The organism is Massilia forsythiae, assembly GCF_012849555.1.
GTDB lineage: Bacteria > Pseudomonadota > Gammaproteobacteria > Burkholderiales > Burkholderiaceae_D > Telluria > Telluria forsythiae.
This window is the reverse complement of the sequence record NZ_CP051685.1, coordinates 4,047,730-4,066,061: the sequence shown is the minus strand read 5'-3', so window position 1 is coordinate 4,066,061 and position 18,332 is coordinate 4,047,730. Positions and strand designations below refer to the sequence as shown.

The window sequence follows — 18,332 nt, the reverse complement described above, 5'->3', positions numbered from 1 at the left end:
GCTCAGCCTCCCTCCAGGGCGCTGCGCACCGGCCACGAGACCCACAGCCACAGCAGTTCGGACAGGCCGAGCAGGATCAGCATCCCCAGCAGCACCAGCAGGCCGAAGCGGTTCAGGCGCGGCAGACGGCCGGCCGTCAGGTGCAACAGCGTGCTTTCATAGGCCTGGGCCGACAGCGTGCGGTCGCGCCCCTGCAGGTCGGCCGGGCGCTGGTAGACGAACTGGAACAGCTCGCGCCGGTACTCGGCGATCTTGTCCTGCGCCAGTCCGCGGTAGCGCCCCTGGAAGCCGAGCGACAGCAGGTACAGGTACAGGCGCCCGACGTTGCGGCGCGCCGGCTCGCGCTCGCGCAGCAGCTGGTCCAGGTCCTGGAACACGCGCTCGCCGGCATAGCTCGACTTGAACAGGGTGGCCTCGACCAGCACGTGGCGCCAGTAGTCGCGTCCGGCCCAGTCGGTGCTGAGCAGCACTTCGTCGGCCAGCGCCGCCTTCAGGAAGCGGCCCTGCAGGTCGGCCTCGGCGCCGCCCTTGCCGCCCACGCGGCGCGCTTCCAGCGACTGCAGCTCGATCAGCTGGCACAGCTGGCGGCTGAGCGCCTCGGCCGCGCCCCTGGCCTCGTCCTCGCCGAGGCGGACGACGGCGTGCGCCGCGCGCGCCAGCACGTCGTAGAAATCGCGGAACTGGCTCGACGCCAGGTCCACGCCCTCGTTCGCCGCAGCGCCCGCCGGCGCCCTGACCCGTACTTCGGTGGTGTGCCGGCTCATGCGCTCACCCCCGGACGAACAGGACGATTTCCTGCGGGCGCCGGGCCTGCAGGGTGTCGTTGGCATTGCTGATCAGGAGCGCCTGCCCCGCCACGATGAAGGCGTCCGACGCTTCGATGGCGAACAGGGTGTAGCCGGCGCTGCTGCGCACGCCCAGCTCGGCGGCCTCGTCGATCTGGCTGCGCGCGGCGCCCAGCACGCGGCGGTCGGTGAGCGAAGTCCATACGGTCTGCGAACCGATCACCGCGCCCGCCATCCATTGCGCCGCCTCGCGCTCGGGCTGTCCGCGCAGGCCCACCACCAGGCGCCCGCCCAGCCATTCCTGCTGCAGCGGCAGCGCGAAGGCGCGTCCGTCGAAGCCGAAGGTGACGGTCTTCCATTCCTGGCTGACCTCGGCCACCAGGGCCGACAGCGCCTCCAGCACGGCATCGAACAGCGGGCCGCTGTCGGCGTGGTCGTAGGCCGGCGGCAGCAGCGGCACCGCACCGGGCCGCAGCGTGGCCAGCGGTCCTAGCTGGGCGCACAGGGCCAGGTACAGCGGCAGCGGCTGCACCACCGGGCAGCGCAGCACGGCCTCCAGCCACGGCAGGTTGAGGGTCAGGCTGGCCAGCCGGCCTTTCTGCTCCAGCATGGCCAGGCGGTCTTCGGTGCGCGAGGAAGGATGCGCGGTCTGGCGCGCCAGGAACAGCGCCTTGTTGCGCATCTGCGTGGCCAGCACCTGGGCGCGCTGGCGCAGCGCCGCCTCGGCCGGCACCTCCAGCATGGCCGGCAGGTAGGCGCCGCGGCGCACCACCTCGTTGACCTTGTTGACGGTCGCCAGGCGCAGCGCGGTGTACGCCGCCGGCGGCAGCTTGCCCGCCATCAGGCCGAGGTTGACCGCCATGCGCGGCACGTCGGCCGGCAGGGCCTGCGAAATCTCGTCTTCCACCGGCGCGCTTTCCACGCCGCGGAACATGGCCGGCTGGCCCGGCTGGTTGAGCGAACGGGTATTGCCGAGCACCAGGTAGACGTCGACCTCGCCCTGCGCCATGGCCTCGTCCCACGGCGCCAGCGCCAGCTCCAGCGCATGGCCCTGCGCGCTGGCGCTGTCGTAGGCGACCGCCATCCCGTTCGGCAGGACCGCTTCCAGCTGCAGCACGCGCAGCAGGCCGGTGTTGAGCAGCGCCTCGTCGATCGCCAGGCGGCGCACGCCCCAGCCGTACGGTTGCGCCGCGAGCGACTGCCAGGCCAGCAGCGCTTCCAGGCGCGCCCCTTCCTGCTGGAAGTGCTGGGGGGTGAGCAACAGGCCTTCATGCCACTGGATGCGGTCTGGGAGCTTGGTATGCGTCATGGGCTTGGTTCGGTCTATTTGGTGGCGCCGGGCGTCGGGTCGGTAGCGCTGAAATCCTGGGCGCGCAGCTCGATCAGGCAGGCGCGCGCATCCAGCATCAGGCGCGCCCGGTGCTCGCCGGGGCCGGCGTAGCCGGCGAAGGCCAGCACGCCCCAGCCGGCGGCGTCGCGCCAGAGCGCGTCCTGCACCTTGACGGTCTGGCCCGGCACCAGTTCGAAGGACAGCACCGTCAACGCCCCGGGAAAGCTGCGCTGCAGGTCGGCCCGGCCGGCGAACCATTTGTTGGCGGGCATGACCGCCATCGCATCCAGCGCCGCCGTGTCGCGCACGAATACGATGTCGAGCGCGATGGCGCTGTTGGCGTTGGCGTCGTCGTCGGCACGCAGCACCAGCGATTTCCAGTCCGGCGTGGACGGCTTCGGCCCCAGGCCGACCATCGAGCGGGCGCCGTCGACCGCGCCCGACACGGTCTTGCAGCCGGCCAGCAGGCCGGCCAGGCCGAGCGCCAGCATGGCGCGGCGGCGCTTGCCCGGTGCAGTCATGATGAAAGCCGTTTCATTCCAGTTGGTCATCGCCACAATGATCAGATCGCTTTATGCAAACCGAACCCGACGCCGGCGCAGAAGATGCTCGCCAGCGCAATGCACATCAAGACGGAAAGCGCCGCGAGCTGCCTGCGGCTGAAGACGAAGCGAATGGGTTCAAGAGGTGTCTGAGGGAAATCTTGCGCTCGATTAATATACAGTCCCTCCGCGACGAGCGCAATCAGCGCGGACGATATGAGCAGCGAAAGCAGGTTGCGTGCGCCTTCGCACAACACTTCGACCAGCATGAACACCGGCAGGACCGCTTCCAGCGGCAAGCCCAGCGGCGCCAGCACGAAGCCGCCGAGCGCCACCGACCTGGCCCCCGTCACCCCCACCGAGAGCAAGGCGGCGGCGAACGACAGCGCGCCGATGCGCGCCACGACGACCGCGTCCAGCGGCGCCCCGTACAGGTTGGCGACGAAGATGGCCAGCACCGCGAAGAACATGGCTTCGCCGGCGCGCATGAACACCGGCGCGATCGGCCCGCACAGTTCGACCAGGCCGCGGCTGTAGCCGAGCCGCTCGCTCATGCCGGCGATCAGGCCCGGCACGGCGGCCACCGCCAGCGGCGAGAACAGGCACACCGCGATCGGCTCGCGCAACGCCGCCAGCACCTTCAGCGGCGAGGTCTGCAAGCGCCAGCCGATGAGGCCCAGCGCCAGCGCGCTGACGGCCAGGACGCCGGCCAGGAAGGTTGCCAGGAAGCCGCCCAGCAGCACGATCGCTTCGACACCGGCCGCGGCGGTCGCGGTGGCGGCCAGCATGAATGCCGTCACCGGCAGGTAGTAGTTGACGTAGTGGACCAGCGATTCCAGCGCGCGGTAGCTGGCTTCCAGGATCGCGCCCAGCGAGCGCGTCGACCCCGGCGCCTGCGCCGCCACCGCCGCGCCGAAGCACAGCACGCCGATCAGGATCGACGGCATCGAGCCGTGCGACAGCACGCCGAACAGGTTGTCCGGCACCAGCGCGCCGATGTCCCAGGGCAGCGCCGCCGCGGCGTCGGCGCCGTAGCGCGCCATGGACATGCCGCCTTCGGCGCGCAGCGTCAGGCGGCCGAAGGCGGCGGCCTGCTGCGCCGTCATGTGGCTGCCGGCGCCGCCCGCGCCCGCAGCCAGGATGCCGACCACGGCGCACAGCAGCATGCCCAGCAGCGACAGGCCGGCGACCGTCGCCAGCAGCCGGCGCGCGTGCGCAATGGCCGGCACCCGCTGCAGGCCGAAGTACACGGCCAGGATCACGAACGGCAGGGCCGCCATCTGGATCAGCAGCAGGTACAGGGCGGCGCAGGCGGCGAACAGCGACTGCCCCTGCGGCAGCACGGCCCCGGCCCAGCCGCCCAGCAGCACCATGCCCAGCAACAGCGCGGGGTGCTGCAGCATCTCTCTGGCCTGGAAGGCGGCGGGTTTGGCGAGCTGGCGCATGGCCATCCTAGAGCTTGACCGGTTCGTCGCACACCGACGCCACCGCGGCGCAGCCGGTGACCACGGTGACGGCGGTGCGCGCCATCGCGCACAGCGGATCGACCGCCGCCAGCAGCACGAACACTGCCTCGAACGGCAGCGCCAGGTAGGCCGCCGTGGTGCCCACCAGCGACACCGTGACGATGCCGGTCATGCCGGCCGAGGCGAAGCCGGACAGCATCGACACCAGCGCCAGCAGCAGCACATCGCCCGCGCCCAGCGGCCGGCCGTACAGCGCCGCGATGAACAGCGTGCCGCACACGCAATAGGCCACCGAGCCCATGCGCAGCAGCGAGATCGTCAGCGGCACCAGCAGCTCGACGCGCGCACGAGAGAACTGCAGCTTGCCGGCCAGGCCGTCGATCATGGCCGGCATGCAGGTGGCGCTGTTGCTGGTGGCCACGCCCAGGGCAAACGGCTCGCGCAGCGCGCCCAGCACGGCCCCGTGCGCCACCCCGGCGCGGCGCGCGATGACCAGCACGCCGGCGCCCAGCAGCAGCAGCGACAAGCCCAGGAAGGTGGCCACGAAGCCGGCCATCACCTGCAGCGGTTCCAGCCCGCTATGCGCGATCTGCGCCGCCGCCATACAGAACAGCACCGCCGGCAGCGGCAGGTTGACCCAGCGCGTCAGCGTCTGGCAGGCGTGGTAGATGGTGCCGAGCGCTTCGTGCAGGCCGCTCGACAGCCGGGTCGGCACCTGCCCGGCGGCGAAGCCGAACAGCAGCGCGAACACCAGCGCCTTGAGCGTCTCGCCGTTGGCCAGGGCGGCGAAGATGTTCTGCGGGATCAGCGATTCCAGCACCTGGCCGATGCTGCGCGATGGCGGCGGCGCCGCTTCCTCGCGCATCGACATCACGGTATTGCTGCGGTCGCCGTCTTCGTTGACCAGCTTGCCCAGCGCGGCGCGGGTGTCGGGCGACAGGCCGCTGCCCGGGTTGAACAGCAGCGAGGTGCAGGTGGCCAGCAGCGCGACCGCGACCGAGAACGCCGCGAACACCAGCGCCATGCGCTTGAATATGCGACTGGCGCCGCCTTCGCGGTACAGGTTCTGCAGGCTGAAGATGACGGCCGAGATCATGAACGGCAGTACGATCATCTTCAGCAGGTCGACATACACCACGCCCACCGGTCCCAGCGCCCGCGCCGGCGCCGGTGCGGCCCAGCCGAACACGCCGCCGGCCAGCACGCAGGCCAGCACGGTCCACGGGCTCAGCGCCCAGCGGTGATAGCGCCGCACGGTGCGCGGCAATTCGGCAACGGTGTTCATTTGATCGCCTTCAGGACGCTGCTCACGGTCGGCTTGTCGACCCACTGCGCGATCACTTCGTTGACGAAGGAAAGCAGGGTCGGGTCGCCGATGCCGACCATCATCGCCAGCGGCGACTCGAGGTCGTCGAAGGTGACGGTGCGCAGGCTCAGCGCCAGGCCCGGCTCGTTCCTGACGATCTGCTGGACCTCCAGCTCGTCGCGGTAGGCGGCCACCACGGCCCCGCTCCTGGCGGCGGCGACCGCTTGTTCCCAGGTCGCGAAGCGCACCAGCTGCGCGCGCGGAAAGTTGCGGCGGCCGAACTCTTCCCAGGAAGAGTTGGCGAGCACGCCCAGCTTGCCGTCGAAGTTGCGGATCACCTGCTGCAGCGGACGGTCGCCGGCCATGGCGGCGAATTTCACCCGGTTGATCAGCAGCGCATGGCCGAGGCGCATGTAGGTGTTCGAGAAATGCACGTACTGGCCGCGCCGCAGTGTTCTCGCCAGCCGGCTGATGCCGAGGTCGGCGCGCCCGGCCGCCACCGCTTCGGCCACGCCGTCGAAGGTGGCCGGGCTGCGGTCGAAGCGCAGGCCCACGCCCAGCTCGTTCGCCACGCGCCTGGCCATGTCGACGTCGGTGCCGACCAGGACGCCCTTCTTCACCGAAAAGAACGGCGGATTGTCTTTCGCCAGCATGGCCACCACCAGTTCGTTGCGGTTGACGATGCGCGCGATGTCCGGCGCCAGCAGGCGGCCGTCGGCCGCCTTCACCAGCCGCGCCTGCGCCTCCGGCACGGCGACGGGGGCCGCCGCCGGCGCCGCCGGCGCTGCCCATGAAGGCGCGCCGGCCAGCAGCGCGCAGGCCAGGGCGAGGAACGCCGGCGCCTTCATTGCAGCGCCTTTTTCAACGGCGACACGGCGTCGGCCGCGCCGGTGTCCGCCTTGCGCAGCAGGCGCGCGCCGGCGGCTTCGGCGGCGGCCGTGCGACCTTCCTCGCGCCCGCCCGCCGCCATGCCGCGGCCGACCTGGTAGCCCAGCGCGAACAGCAGCACCATCAGGGCCACGCCGCCGAACAGCGCCAGCCCGATCAGGCGCGGCGTCAGTGAAAAACGGTATTCGGTACTCATCTCGTGTGCACGACCAGTGGAGTGGATGTCAGGGGACCGCGACGGTGAACTGGCCGGGAGCGTTGATGGCGATCACGCCGCCCCAGGCACATATCAGTTTCGAGGCATCGTTCAGCGCCGGCATATTCCCCAGCAAGACCGTGGGCGAACCCGGCACCCACGGCGCCATCGTCATCGGGATGCAGGGCATCGGCGTGAGCACGCCCAGCGCCGCGGCGGTGGCGGCGGCCACCATCGGGTTCGCCAGCGACATGCAGGTGCCGAACGGCAGGATGTTGACCATCGGCTTGTTGTCCATGATGTTGGCGTCCGGCACGCCGGTGAGCGTCCGGTTGAGCGGCAACACCATCAATGCGCCCGGCGCCGCGCCGAAGCTGCACTTGATCATCGCGCCCATGCAGGCATGCTGTCCCATCAGCTTCCCCTCACCAGTTTTTGCAGCCGTTCCAGGAGCGCCGGCTCGGCCTGCGCGACGCCGACGGGCTTGCCGCCGGCATCGTAGCGTGCCGGCGCGCCTACCGGCTTGCCGTTGCGGTAGATCGTTTCTTCCATCAGTTCCCCGTCCGGCCAGTAGCGGCGCAGCGGACCGTGCAGCAGGTTGGCCTTGTAGACGCACGACTGCACCACGGTGCCCTCGGCATCGAAGTCGATCGACTCGCCGTCCAGCAGATTGGCGCGGTACACCGACTTGCGCACCCGCAGGCCTTCGTGGAAGAACTCGGCCGGGCCGTGGATCTGGCCCTTCAGCAGCGTCAGCCTGGCGGTCAGGTGGCCGGCCTCGTCGTAGGTCTGGGTCACGCCCTCGGGCACGCCGTCCACCATGGTCTGCTGCGAGATGCAGCGGCCGTTGGCATAGATCTGCATGATCCCGTGCGGCTGGCCGAGGCGGAACGGCGCCTTCTGCAGCAGCTTGCCGTCCTCGGTCCAGGCCGTCATCGGCCCGTGCATCTTGCCGTCCTCGAAGCCGGCCTGGAACAGCAGGCGGCCGTCGGCGGCGAATTTTTCCAGCACCCCGTGCAGCAGCCCGCCGCGCATGTGGCAACGCTGCACCAGGCGGCCGGCGTCGTCGTGCTGCTCGATCAGGCGGATCGCGGCGTCGTCCATCAGTTCACCTTGGCCAGCGCGCCCTTGAGCGTCAGGATTGCGCCGGCCTCGACGGTGTGCATCGCATCGGCCTTGCTGTTGATCATCGGCGCCTTGTTGTCGAGCTGGACGCCGCCCTGGTTGACCAGGTTCAATCCGGCCTTGTTGGTCAGGTTGGTACCGGCCTCGTTCTTGAGCTCGGTGCCCGACTTGTTGTTCAGCGCCGTGCCGGCGGTGACGCCGAAGCCGGTCCCGCTCTCCAGCGCCACCGCCGCGCTCGATTTCATGGTGATGCCGCCGGTGACGGTGATGGTCAGCTTGCCGTCGATCGTCAGCGCATAGTCGCCGGTCACCTTGTGCGTGAACTTGGCGCCGTTGGTATGGCTTTCGTCGCCGCCGACGTCGAGCGTGCGCGTACCCTTGACGTTGTGGGTTTCCTTGCCCTTCTGGACATCGACGGTGCGGTCGCCCTCGGTCAGCGTATGGGTCTCGGCGCCCTTGGCGATGGTGGTCGTCAGGGCATTCTCGATCTCGACCAGCATGTCCTTCTGCGCATGCAGGTACAGCTGCTCGGCGTCCTTCTTGTCCTCGAAGCGCAGTTCGTTGCCGGCTTCGCCGCCCTTGGACGACCAGGTGCGCAGCACGCTCTGGGTCTGGTTGGCGGGCAGCGCGACCGGGGTGGCGTTCTCGGCGTTGTACACGCAGCCCGTCACCAGCGGCCGTTCCGGGTCGCCGTTCAGGTAGCTGACCACCACTTCCTGGCCCACGCGCGGCAAGAACAGCGCGCCGAAGCCCTTGCCGGCCACCGACTGCGCGACCCGGATGAAGGGCGAACTCTTGTCGTCCTTGGCGCCGTCGCGGTCCCACGGGAACTGCACCTTGATGCGGCCGTGGCTGTCGGTCCAGATCTCTTCGCCGCTGGGGCCCACCACCAGCGCCGTCTCGCAGCCGACCGCGCGCGGACGCGGCGTCAGCAGCGGCGGGCGGAACGGCACGGCGGCCGGGAACGCCTCGAAGGAATTCGTGTACAGCTCGTCGCGCGCCGTGTGGTGCACGCGGCGCAGCACGAAGGCGGCGTTCAGGGCGGCGACGAAATGGTCGGACAGCGTGAACCTGGTGCCGGCCCCGAACGGGTAGCAGAAGCTGTCGCCGCGCAGCACCTCGGCATTCGCCTGGCTGGCTTCCACGCGCAGCTTGGCGATCGCGTTGGCCGCCGCCACGGCCAGGTGGCCGGTGCCGAATTCCACCAGTTCGCCCTGGCCGCCGGTGGCGGCGTGGGTGCCCTGCAGGCTGGTGCTCGGCTGCAGGAAATCGTAGTCGTTGACGGTGGCGGTCCTGATCGCGATGGTGTTCTCGTGCGCGAAGCGCGACACCGTGTCGATGGCGTTGTGCATGCCGGTGCGCGGGAAGAAGCGCACGGCGGCGGCGCCGTCGCAATCCGCGAACGCGCCGTTGGCGTCGGCCAGCACCATCGTGTGGGCGCTGCTGGTGAAGGTGAAGAAATAGCAGATGCCGTTCTGCTCCATCAGCCGGCAGATGAAGTCGAACGCGGTCTCGTCGTATTGCACGCAGTAGTCCAGCGCGCTATAGGTGGCGCTGGTCTTGTCCTCGAACGTGATCGAGAACGCCCCCAGCACGGCGGCAACGATCTCGGTGACCGACTTGCCCTGGTAGATCTTGCGGTCGCGCGACAGCGTCAGCAGCCACAGCATCGGCACCAGTTCGGCCTCGTAGGTGGCAAAGTCGCGGTCGAAGCCGCTCTGCACGAAGCGCGCCACCATGCCCGAGATGTAGCGCTTGCTGCCGCCCGGGATCGACATGGTCACGGTCATCGGCTGGCCGACCGCGCTGGCCGCGCTCAGGCTGGTGCTGCCCGAGCGCATGTGCAGGTTGAACTTGAACAGTTCCGAGATGCCCTCGCTGCCGTCGACGGCGTCCAGCAGCAGGTCGTTGGCGCCGAACGGCGACGACACCGAGAGAAACGCCCCGGCCTGCTCGAAACCGGTCCTCATGGTCCACGCCCCAGCGGATCGTCGCGGAAGGCAAAGCGGAACGACGCGTCGGCGCCCACGCTCATGTGCACGGCGCTGAACGCGGTCTGCATCGCCATGCGTTCCAGCACCAGCGAGGACAGCTGCGGCAGCACCGTCTGCGTCAGGATGTAGTCGATGTTGCGGGCGCCGCTGTCGGTTTCGGTGCAGCGCGCGGTCACCACCTCGGTGACGCGGTCGTCCCAGGTGAAGCGCGCGTTGTGGTTCTCGCCGAAGCGCGCGGCCAGGCGCGCCAGCTTGAGGTCGACGATGTTGCGGATCTGACGGTCGCCCAGCGGATAGTACGGCACCAGCACCAGCCGGCCCAGGAAGGCCGGACTGAACTGCTGCAGCAGCGCCGGGCGCAGCCGTTCGACCAGCTGTTCCGGATCGGGCCGCGCCCCGTGCGCGCAGGCCTGGGTGATGACGTCCTGCGCGGCGTTCGAGGTCAGCAGGATCAGCGTGTTCTTGAAGTCGATCGGGATGCCTTCGCCGTCTTCCATCGCGCCCTTGTCGAACACCTGGAAGAACAGTTCGAGCACGTCCGGGTGGGCCTTTTCCATCTCGTCGAGCAGCACCACGCAGTACGGGCGGCGGCGCACCGCCTCGGTCAGCACGCCGCCCCTGCCGTAGCCGACGTAGCCGGGCGGCGCACCCTTCAGGCTGGAAATCGAATGCGCCTCCTGGAATTCGGACATGTTGATGGTCACCATGTTCTTTTCGCCGCCGTACAGCGTATCGGCCAGGGCGATCGCGGTCTCGGTCTTGCCGACCCCGCTCGGGCCGACCAGCATGAACACGCCGACCGGCTTGCCCGGGTCGTCCAGTTCGGCGCGGAAGGTGCGCACCCGGCGCGCGATCGCATCCAGCGCCTGGTCCTGGCCGACCACGCGGTCGGCCAGGTGCTCCTTCAATTGCAGCACGGTGTGGATCTCGTCGGCCATCATCTTGCCGACCGGGATGCCGGTCCAGCCCGAGATCACGTCGGCCACGATGCCCGGATCGACGCAGACCGGCACCAGCGGGTCGTCGTCCTGGATCGTTTCCAGTCCCTTCTGCAGGCGCTGCAGCTGGTCGCCGCCGGCGCGATGCTCTTCGAGGTCGGCCTCGGCGCCCTCCTGCTCGCGCGCCGCCCTGGCCGCGATCTCGCGCCGCAGCGCCAGGATTTCCCCGACCGCGCGGCGTTCCTCGCCCAGCTTGTCGCGCAGGCGGGCCTGGCGCGCGCGCAGCGCCGCCAGCTGCGCTTCCAGTTCGGCGATGTGGGCGGCCTGGTCCTCGCCGCGTGCGCGCCTGCGCAGCGCCAGCGCCAGCGCCTCGCCGGCCAGCACGATCTCGTGCTCCAGCGCCTCCAGCTGCGGCGGCGCGCCGGCCTGGCCGATGGCGACACGCGCGCAGGCCGTGTCGAGCACGCTGATCGCCTTGTCCGGCAGCTGGCGCCCGGAGATGTAGCGATGCGACAGGCGCACCGCATCCACCACCGCCTCGTCCAGGATCTCGACGCCGTGGTGCTGTTCGAGCGTCGCGACCATGCCGCGCAACATGCCGACGGCAGCGTCCGGCGCCGGCTCGTCGACCTTGACCACCTGGAAGCGGCGCGCCAGGGCCGGGTCGCGCTCCACGTACTTCTTGTATTCGGCCCAGGTGGTGGCGGCGATGGTGCGCAGTTCGCCGCGCGCCAGCGCCGGCTTGAGGATGTTGGCGGCGTCGCCCTGCCCTTCGGCGCCGCCGGCGCCGATCAGCTGGTGCGCCTCGTCGATGAACAGGATCACCGGGGTGGCCGAGGCGCGCGCTTCGGCGATCACCGACTTCAGGCGGTTCTCGAACTCGCCCTTGATGCCGGCGCCGGCCTGCAGCAGCGCCAGGTCGAGCGAGCGCACCACCGCGTCGGCCAGCGCCGGCGGCACCAGCCCCTGGGCGATGCGCTGGGCGAAGCCCTCGACCACGGCGGTCTTGCCGACGCCGGCCTCGCCGGTCAGGATCGGGTTGTTCTGGCGCCGCCGCAGCAGGATGTCGACGATCTGGCGGATCTCCGGATCGCGGCCGCGGACCGGGTCGATGGCGCCGGCGCGCGCCTGGGCGGTCAGGTCGACCGTGTACTGGTCGAGGGCGGGCGTCTTGGCGCCCGCGCCCTGCGGCATGGCGCCGGGCGCGCCCGGCGCGGCCGGCACGCCCGCGGACGGCGCCGCCGTGCCGCCGTCCTCGCTCGATGCCGCCAACAGCCCTGCCAGTTCGCGGCGCAAGTCATCGCGCGGTATCTGCAACAGCGCAGGCGCGGTTTCCAGCAGCACGCCGCGCAGTGCGTCGACCTCGAGCAACGCCAGCACCACGGTACCCGAACGGACTTGCTGGCTGCCGAGCAGCATCGAGCCGATCAGCCATGCTTCCTGGAACAGCGCGATGAAGCGCGCCGACAGCGCCGGGGTACGGCCGTTGCCGCGTCTGAAACCGTCCAGGCTGGCCTGCAGCTGCGCCGCCACGGCCGACTGGTCGATGCCGAAACGTTCCAGCACCAGCGCCAGGTCGGGCGCGCGGTTCTCGAGGAGGACCAGCAGCAGGTGTTCCAGCTCGACGTTGAAGTGGGTCTGCTTGACGCACAGTTCGGCGGCCTGCCCCATGGCGCGCTTGCATTCGGGGTTCAGCTTGCCCAGCAGCGTGCGGATATCGATGTCCATCTTGCTCAAGTCCTTTCGGGTGCTGCGCTCGCCAGCCCGAAGCGGGCCGGCCGGTAGGTTGCCGGCCGCGCGCCCGCGCCGGGACTGCACAGCCAGGCGCTCAGGCCGAGGCGCGGCGCCAGCGCCGGCGTTTGTCCTTGCGCGGAGGCCGGCACGCCCAGCCGGGTGACGGGACGCGCCGCCGGTTCGAGCCGTACCTGCACGTCCATGTCGCGCTGCAGGTGGCGCCCGACCAGCCAGCCCAGCAGCGCGTGGTCCGGCCCGCCCGGCAGCAGCGCGGCGAAGCGCGCCGGCGCCAGCGGCGGCGCATCCAGCGCCAGGCCGCCGCCCTGGTCCCAGGCGCGCGCGCCCAGGCTGGCGCCCTGCCCCAGGCGCGACTCGGCGCCGGCGCGCCGGCCCTGGCTGGCCAGGCGCGCGCGGTCGCAGCGCGCCAGCGGGTGCCAGCCGCCGACGAACTGCCTGCCGCGAAACGGCACGCCCATGCGGTCGCGCACCACGGCCAGCAGCGACGCCATCGAGCGCGGCGCCGCGCCCTGCACGGCGGCATGGCGCAGCCAGGCCTGCTCGCCATCCGGCCCGCGCGCACCCTCGGCGCGGCCCAGGCTCGACAGCGCGTCCAGCGCGCGCACCAGCGGCGCGCCTTCCACGCTGCCGCCCGCCAGCGCCAGGTGGTGCTTGCGCCGGCTGCGGTACAGGAAGCCCAGCAGGCGCTGGTTGAAGATGTCGAGGAAATCCAGGCCGCTCGGATCGCGACCGCGGCGCAGTTCGAGCAGCGCCTCGGTGAACGGCGCCGGCAGCGGGCCGTGCGCGCCGGCCAGCGACAGCACCGGCGAGCGCAGCGTCAGCGGCGGGCCGGGTTGCGTGCTGTCGACCAGGGCCGCCAGGTCGCTGGCGGCAAAGCCCTGCGTCACCTGGGCCGCCAGGCGCACGCTTTCGTCCAGGCCGAGCGAGGTGCCGACCGGGGCGCATGCCGGGCGGCTGCGCTCCAGCAGGCTCAGGGCCTGGAACAGGTCGAAATCGTGCGGCGCTTCCCGCAGCTGCGCGATCAGATCAGGCATTGGCGTCCGCTCATGGCCGGCCATTGCATCCACGGTTCGCCGTTGCGCGTGACGCCCAGGCGGACGAAGGAATTGACCGAGGTGTACAGCGCGAAGAAGCGCGACAGCACGCCCGCCAGCACCAGCGGCGAGGTGCCGATGAAGGCGTCGGCATCGAATTCCAGCACGATGTCGGTACCGCGGCAGTGGCCGCGCCACAGTTCGCGGCCCAGGCGCGCGCTGGCCGGCCTGGCCGTCATGCTCTTGATGCCGCGCACCTGCGCCTGGTCGCGCGCGCTGTCGCCGGCGAACAGCAGCAACATCTGCTGCAGCGTCTGCACGCCGGTGGTGCCGTCCACCAGCGAACGGTGGTTCAGGCGCAGCAGCGCCACCAGCGACCACAGCGCCTTCGCTTCCAGCGCCGGCGGGCGCTGCAGGCTGGGCTGGTACAGGGCGCGGATCGTGGTCGAGGTCGAGACGCCCTCGCCGTAGAAGCGGGTGCCGGGGCCGACCTGCTCGGCCAGGTTGCGGTTGGTGCACAGCAGCTGGGCATACACCACCGGCGAACCCGGCTGGGTGTGCACGTCGCTGCGGTCGACGAAGCTCAGGTAGGCGTCGGTGCCGCCGATACCCTTGCGCAGGCTCATCTCGCGGCGCAGCGACCAGAACACGCCGGGGCCGTCCGGATTGTCCGGCGCGGACTCCGCGAACACGCTCGGGATGGTCAGCGTGCCTTCGGCGCGCGGGTCGGACGCGGTGACCGCCAGCACCGAGTGCACTTCGGTGGTGGCGTCGCGCTGGTAGTCCGGCACCAGCAGGTATTCGTAGCGGCGCCGGTCCATGCGGATCGGCTCGCTGGTCAGGCGGAACAGGTTCACCGCCGGCATGCAGCCGAGCAGGAAGGTGTGGCGGCCGACCCGGGACAGCGCGGCGACGCTGCGGTCGAACACGAAGCGCACCGAAAAGCCGGCGCCGCTGCCGAGCCGGCCGCGCAGGCCGCACAGGTCGAAGAACTGGAACTTGCGCGGGAAGGCGAAGTATTCCTGCAGCAGCGCATAGGCCGGATGGGCGTGGTTCGGCTGCGCCAGGATCGCCTCGTCCTCGGCGAATCCGACCTCGGCCAGGCTGGCCGGTCCCAGGCGGTGCAGGCGGCCGTCGCCGCCCAGCAGTTCGATGCGTTCCAGGCCGCTCACCAGCAGTTCGTGCAGCGGCATGGTCGTCATCAGGTCGCCGGACAGGTGCAGGCGCAGGCTGTCCAGTTCCAGCTCGGCGACGTCGACGCCACCCTCGCAGGCCAGGTCGAGACGCAGCGTGCGCCCGTCTTCCAGACTGGCCGAATCCACCCGCAGCGGCCACAGGGTGGTGCCGGCCGCCACCTGGAAGCGGCAGTTCTCGCCGCCCGCCGCGGTGGCCGACAGCATGGTGCCGCGCGCCACCGGCATGCCGGCCATGACCTTGCCCTGGGTCGGATCGAGCGTCATCTGCACCACCGTCATGGCGGGCACGGGCTGGGTCAGGCTGGGGCACAGGTTGTCCAGCAGCGCGCCGGCGACGGTGGGAAAATCGCGGTCCAGGTCGCGGTGCACGCGCGCCGTCAGGAAGGCCACCGATTCGATCAGGCGCTCGGTGTGCGGGTCGGCCGATTCGCCGCCGCTGAGCACCAGGCGCTGCGCGACCTTCGGATAGCGCGCCGCGAAGTCGGCCGACTGGGTGCGCAGGTAGGCCAGCTCGCGCCGGTAGTACTCGAGCAGGTCGTCGCTCACGCCGCGGCCTTCATGCCTGCGCTGCGCCCGTCCAGCGCCATGTCGAAGTCGACCCGGCACAACTGCTGGCCCAGGCGCACCGCGGCGACGATGACGGCGCGCGCCGTGCTCGGGCGCGTGCGGTCGGGGGTGACCGTCACGCGCACGTGCGCCAGGCGCGGTTCGTACAGGGCGATGCTGCGCTCGAGCACGCCGGCCCAGGTCAGCAGGTCCTGGTCGGACTGGGCCGACAGCGACAGCATGTCCGGCAAGCCATAGTCGAGCACCGTGGGATCGCCGTCGAGGAATTCGCGCACCGTCATCGCATTGCGCACGTTGAACAGGCGCATCAGGTCCAGCTGCAGCGACTGCTGCAGCCCGCCGCCGTCGAGCAGCCTGCCGTCCGGGGAGGCGCAGGCGCCGCCGGCAAGGCGGTCGAACAGGGGAACCAGCGCTGCGGTGATGGTTTTCGACATAGTGACATTATGGACCGGACACGGCGAAACGCGAAGCCTCGCGCCGCGCCGCGCCGCGCCGCCGCGGACATCAGTCGGCCTTCATCGTCTCCAGGTTCCAGTTCCAGGTGCCGGTGCCCTTGGCGGTCGAATCCGACTGCTGCTGGGTGTAGTCGCACTTGATCTTGGTGAACGCGATGGTGAACGAATCGGACGGGATGCCGCCGCCGCCGGACGTCGAGATGCTGGAAATCATGGCGTTGGTCATTTCGTACTTGAAGAAGCTCATGTACTTGCCGTTTTCCACGCGGCCCACGTACAGGGTGGCGGTGCCGATCTTGGTGCCCTGGGTGCAGGCCTTGTACAGCTCGGTGGTCGACAGGTCGGACATCTTCGAGAAGCTCAGTTCCGAAAAGACCGGACGGCCGGCGGTGCGCTCGGTGTTGGCCGAGTCCATCTGCATCGGGATGGAAGCGCTGTGCGAATACGACAGCACGATGATCTTGCCGGCATAGCCGGTGACCTGGCAGTTGCCGACGATGGTGGTGCCCAGGTCGAGGATGAGTACGTCAGACATGCATTGCTCCAGAATGTAGGGCGCTGTCCGGCGGCGCCATGCCGCCGGACAGCGCGAAGACTATCGAAAACGATCAGGCGGCGGCGGCCGGCAGTTCGGCCACCAGGCGGATCGACGCGGTCAGCTCTTCCATCTGGAAGTGCGGACGCAGGAACACGGTGGCCGAATAGGCGCCCGGCTTGCCGGCGATCTCGGTCACGTCGACACGCCCTTCGGCCAGCGGGAAGCGCGCCTTCTCTCCCTGCGTGGCGTTCGGGCTCAGCAGCACGTACGAGCTCAGCCAGTTGTTCAGGTAGGCCTCGACCGACTGGCGGGTCTGGAAGCTGCCGACCTTGTCGCGCATGATCACCTTGATGTAGTGCGCGAAGCGCGACGCCGCCAGCACGTATGGCAGGCGCGCGGACAGCGCCGCGTTGGCGTTGGCCGCATCGAGGTTGTATACCTTGGGCTTGTTGACGGTCTGACCGCCGAAGAATGCGGCGAAATCGGAACCCTTGGAATTGACGGCGGCGATGAAGCCCAGGTCGTTCAATTCCTTTTCGCGGCGGTCGGTGATCGCCACTTCGGTCGGGCACTTCAGCGCCACGTCGCCTTCGTCGGTCTTGAAGGTGTGGGCGGTCATGCCGGAAATCTTGCCGCCGCCCTCCACGCCGCGGATCGCGGTGGTCCAGCTATGCTTGGCGAAGGCGTCGGTGATGCGCAGGCCGAGCTGATAGGCGGAGTTGGCCCACAGGTACTTGCTGTGGTCGCGGCCGTCGACGTCTTCCTCGAATGCGAAATTTTCCACCGGCACGGTCTTGGCGCCGTACGGCAGGCGCGCCGCGTAGCGCGGCAGCACCATCGCCACGTAGCGCGAATCTTCCGAATCGCGGAAGCCGCGCCAGGTCGCCATCTCGGCGCTTTCGAAGATCTTCGAGAGGTCGCGCGGCACGCCCAACTCGGTGTACTCGCTCATGTCGAACAGCGACGGCGCGGCGGCGGTGACGAAGGGCGCGTGCGCGGCGGCAGCCACTTTCGACAGGCGCTGCAGCAGCGCCATGTCTTGCGGATGGCGGCCGAAATAATAGTCGCCGATCAGCAGCGAATACGGCGCCCCGCCGAAGGTGCCGTATTCTTCTTCGTAGACCTTCTTGAACAGCACGCTCATGTCGTGGTCGACGGCGCCTTCCAGGTCCTTCAGCAGCTCTTTCTTCGAGACGTTCAGCAGGCGCAGCTTGAGGTTGGCGCCGGTCTCGGTGCCGTACACCATGTCGCGCAGGCCGCGCCAGGAGCCTTCTAGCTTCTGGAATTCCGGGTCGTGCATGATGGCGTTCAGCTGGTCGCTCAGGATCTGGTCGATCTCGGCCACGCGTTCGTTGATGGTCGCCACGACGCCCTTGTCGGGCGCCGTCTTCATGCCCTCGTCGAGCACCTGGGTGGCGAACTGGCCCAGCAGTTTCTTGGCGTAGGCGCCTTGCGACGGCTCGATCGCCATCTTGCCTTCCTGGACGATGCGGTCCAGGAGGCCCAGGTCGCCGCTCTCGGTCGACGTGACGGCGCCGCTCGGCGCGGATTGGGTGGTAGCCATGATTAAGCTCTCTGTGTAGACGGTTGTGGAATCAGGTCGGCGACGCTTCCGGTCCGGCATCCGGTGCAGCCTCCGGGGCGGCGCCTTCCGGGGCGGCGGCGGCCGCGATGGCGGCAGCCGCGGCGGCCGCGGCCGGTCCCTGTTCCTTGAGCTGTTTCAGTTCGTTGGTGTTCTGGACGATGTTCTCGAGCAGCGCGTCGAGTTCGTCATTGCCGTCCAGCTTGCTCAGCAGGTCGCGCAATTGCTGGCGTGCTTCCAGCAGCTTGGCCAGGCGCGGCACCTGGGCGACGATCGCTTCCGGATGGAAGTGATCGAATTCGGTGAAGTTCAGTTCGACCTTCAGGTTGCCTTCGCCCTTCAGCGTGTCCGGCACCGACAGGTCGAGGCGCGGCGCGATGTTGGCCATGACCTCGTTGAAATTGTCGCGATCGATATCGATCAGGCGGCGCGCCTTCAGCTTCGGCGGCGGCACCAGCGGCTGGCCCGACAGGTCGGCCAGCAGGCCGACGACCAGCGGCAGCTCCTTCTTCTCGATGGCGTCGCCGATTTCGACGTCATAGGTGATCTGGACGCGCGGCGGACGATTGCGGCCAACCCATTTTTGCAAACTATCTGACATTCCTACCTCGTTGAGTGACAAGCTGCTGACGATTCGC

The 18,332-nt window shown here is 69.7% G+C and carries 17 protein-coding genes; all 17 read right to left on the bottom strand.

All coding sequences use genetic code 11. The features are described from left to right. Nucleotides 1-2: 2 nt before the first annotated feature. Nucleotides 3-764, bottom strand: a complete 762-nt coding sequence (locus HH212_RS17325; RefSeq protein ID WP_170203611.1) for a DotU family type IV/VI secretion system protein — start codon at nt 762-764, stop codon at nt 3-5. A gap of 4 nt (nt 765-768) precedes the next feature. Further along, on the bottom strand, nt 769-2,094 hold the full coding sequence (gene tssK, locus HH212_RS17320; protein ID WP_170203610.1) for a type VI secretion system baseplate subunit TssK: 1,326 nt from the start codon (nt 2,092-2,094) through the stop codon (nt 769-771). Nucleotides 2,095-2,108: 14 nt separating this feature from the next. Further along, on the bottom strand, nt 2,109-2,636 hold the full coding sequence (locus HH212_RS17315; RefSeq protein WP_229217322.1) for a hypothetical protein: 528 nt from the start codon (nt 2,634-2,636) through the stop codon (nt 2,109-2,111). Between the two features lie 41 nt (nt 2,637-2,677). Next, complete coding sequence (locus HH212_RS17310) at nt 2,678-4,102, bottom strand: dicarboxylate/amino acid:cation symporter (protein ID WP_170203608.1); 1,425 nt, start codon at nt 4,100-4,102, stop codon at nt 2,678-2,680. A 7-nt stretch (nt 4,103-4,109) separates the two neighbouring features. Continuing rightward, nucleotides 4,110-5,408 carry a dicarboxylate/amino acid:cation symporter gene (locus HH212_RS17305; RefSeq protein ID WP_211172356.1) on the bottom strand — a complete coding sequence of 433 codons (1,299 nt, stop codon included), beginning with the start codon at nt 5,406-5,408 and terminating at the stop codon, nt 4,110-4,112. Continuing rightward, complete coding sequence (locus tag HH212_RS17300) at nt 5,405-6,277, bottom strand: substrate-binding periplasmic protein (protein WP_170203607.1); 873 nt, start codon at nt 6,275-6,277, stop codon at nt 5,405-5,407. Before HH212_RS17300 ends, HH212_RS17305 begins: the two co-directional genes overlap by 4 nt. Then, nucleotides 6,274-6,513 (bottom strand): hypothetical protein, encoded by a 240-nt coding sequence (locus tag HH212_RS17295; protein ID WP_169433515.1) that lies wholly within the window; start codon nt 6,511-6,513, stop codon nt 6,274-6,276. Before HH212_RS17295 ends, HH212_RS17300 begins: the two co-directional genes overlap by 4 nt. A 28-nt stretch (nt 6,514-6,541) precedes the next feature. Continuing rightward, complete coding sequence (locus HH212_RS17290) at nt 6,542-6,928, bottom strand: DUF4280 domain-containing protein (RefSeq protein WP_170203606.1); 387 nt, start codon at nt 6,926-6,928, stop codon at nt 6,542-6,544. After that, a complete protein-coding gene (locus tag HH212_RS17285; protein WP_170203605.1) occupies nt 6,928-7,617 on the bottom strand; it encodes a toxin-antitoxin system YwqK family antitoxin in 690 nt (229 codons plus the stop codon). The genes HH212_RS17290 and HH212_RS17285 overlap by 1 nt, the downstream gene beginning before the upstream one ends. Next, nucleotides 7,617-9,608 (bottom strand): type VI secretion system Vgr family protein, encoded by a 1,992-nt coding sequence (locus HH212_RS17280; RefSeq protein WP_170203604.1) that lies wholly within the window; start codon nt 9,606-9,608, stop codon nt 7,617-7,619. Before HH212_RS17280 ends, HH212_RS17285 begins: the two co-directional genes overlap by 1 nt. Continuing rightward, the gene (gene tssH / locus HH212_RS17275; RefSeq protein WP_170203603.1) at nt 9,605-12,298 is read right to left on the bottom strand and encodes a type VI secretion system ATPase TssH; all 2,694 of its coding nucleotides are present in this window, start codon (nt 12,296-12,298) and stop codon (nt 9,605-9,607) included. Before tssH ends, HH212_RS17280 begins: the two co-directional genes overlap by 4 nt. Before the next feature lie 5 nt (nt 12,299-12,303). Further along, nucleotides 12,304-13,356, bottom strand: coding sequence for a type VI secretion system baseplate subunit TssG (tssG, locus tag HH212_RS17270; protein WP_170203602.1), 1,053 nt, complete (start codon nt 13,354-13,356; stop codon nt 12,304-12,306). After that, nucleotides 13,344-15,098 carry a type VI secretion system baseplate subunit TssF gene (gene tssF / locus HH212_RS17265; protein ID WP_170203601.1) on the bottom strand — a complete coding sequence of 585 codons (1,755 nt, stop codon included), beginning with the start codon at nt 15,096-15,098 and terminating at the stop codon, nt 13,344-13,346. Before tssF ends, tssG begins: the two co-directional genes overlap by 13 nt. Further along, the gene (tssE, locus tag HH212_RS17260) at nt 15,095-15,553 is read right to left on the bottom strand and encodes a type VI secretion system baseplate subunit TssE (RefSeq protein ID WP_170203600.1); all 459 of its coding nucleotides are present in this window, start codon (nt 15,551-15,553) and stop codon (nt 15,095-15,097) included. The genes tssF and tssE overlap by 4 nt, the downstream gene beginning before the upstream one ends. 70 nt (nt 15,554-15,623) lie before the next feature. Beyond that, on the bottom strand, nt 15,624-16,109 hold the full coding sequence (locus HH212_RS17255; RefSeq protein ID WP_170203598.1) for an Hcp family type VI secretion system effector: 486 nt from the start codon (nt 16,107-16,109) through the stop codon (nt 15,624-15,626). 73 nt (nt 16,110-16,182) lie between these two features. Next, on the bottom strand, nt 16,183-17,676 hold the full coding sequence (tssC, locus tag HH212_RS17250) for a type VI secretion system contractile sheath large subunit (RefSeq protein ID WP_170203596.1): 1,494 nt from the start codon (nt 17,674-17,676) through the stop codon (nt 16,183-16,185). A gap of 31 nt (nt 17,677-17,707) precedes the next feature. Then, a complete protein-coding gene (tssB, locus tag HH212_RS17245; protein WP_170203595.1) occupies nt 17,708-18,295 on the bottom strand; it encodes a type VI secretion system contractile sheath small subunit in 588 nt (195 codons plus the stop codon). Nucleotides 18,296-18,332 lie beyond the last annotated feature (37 nt).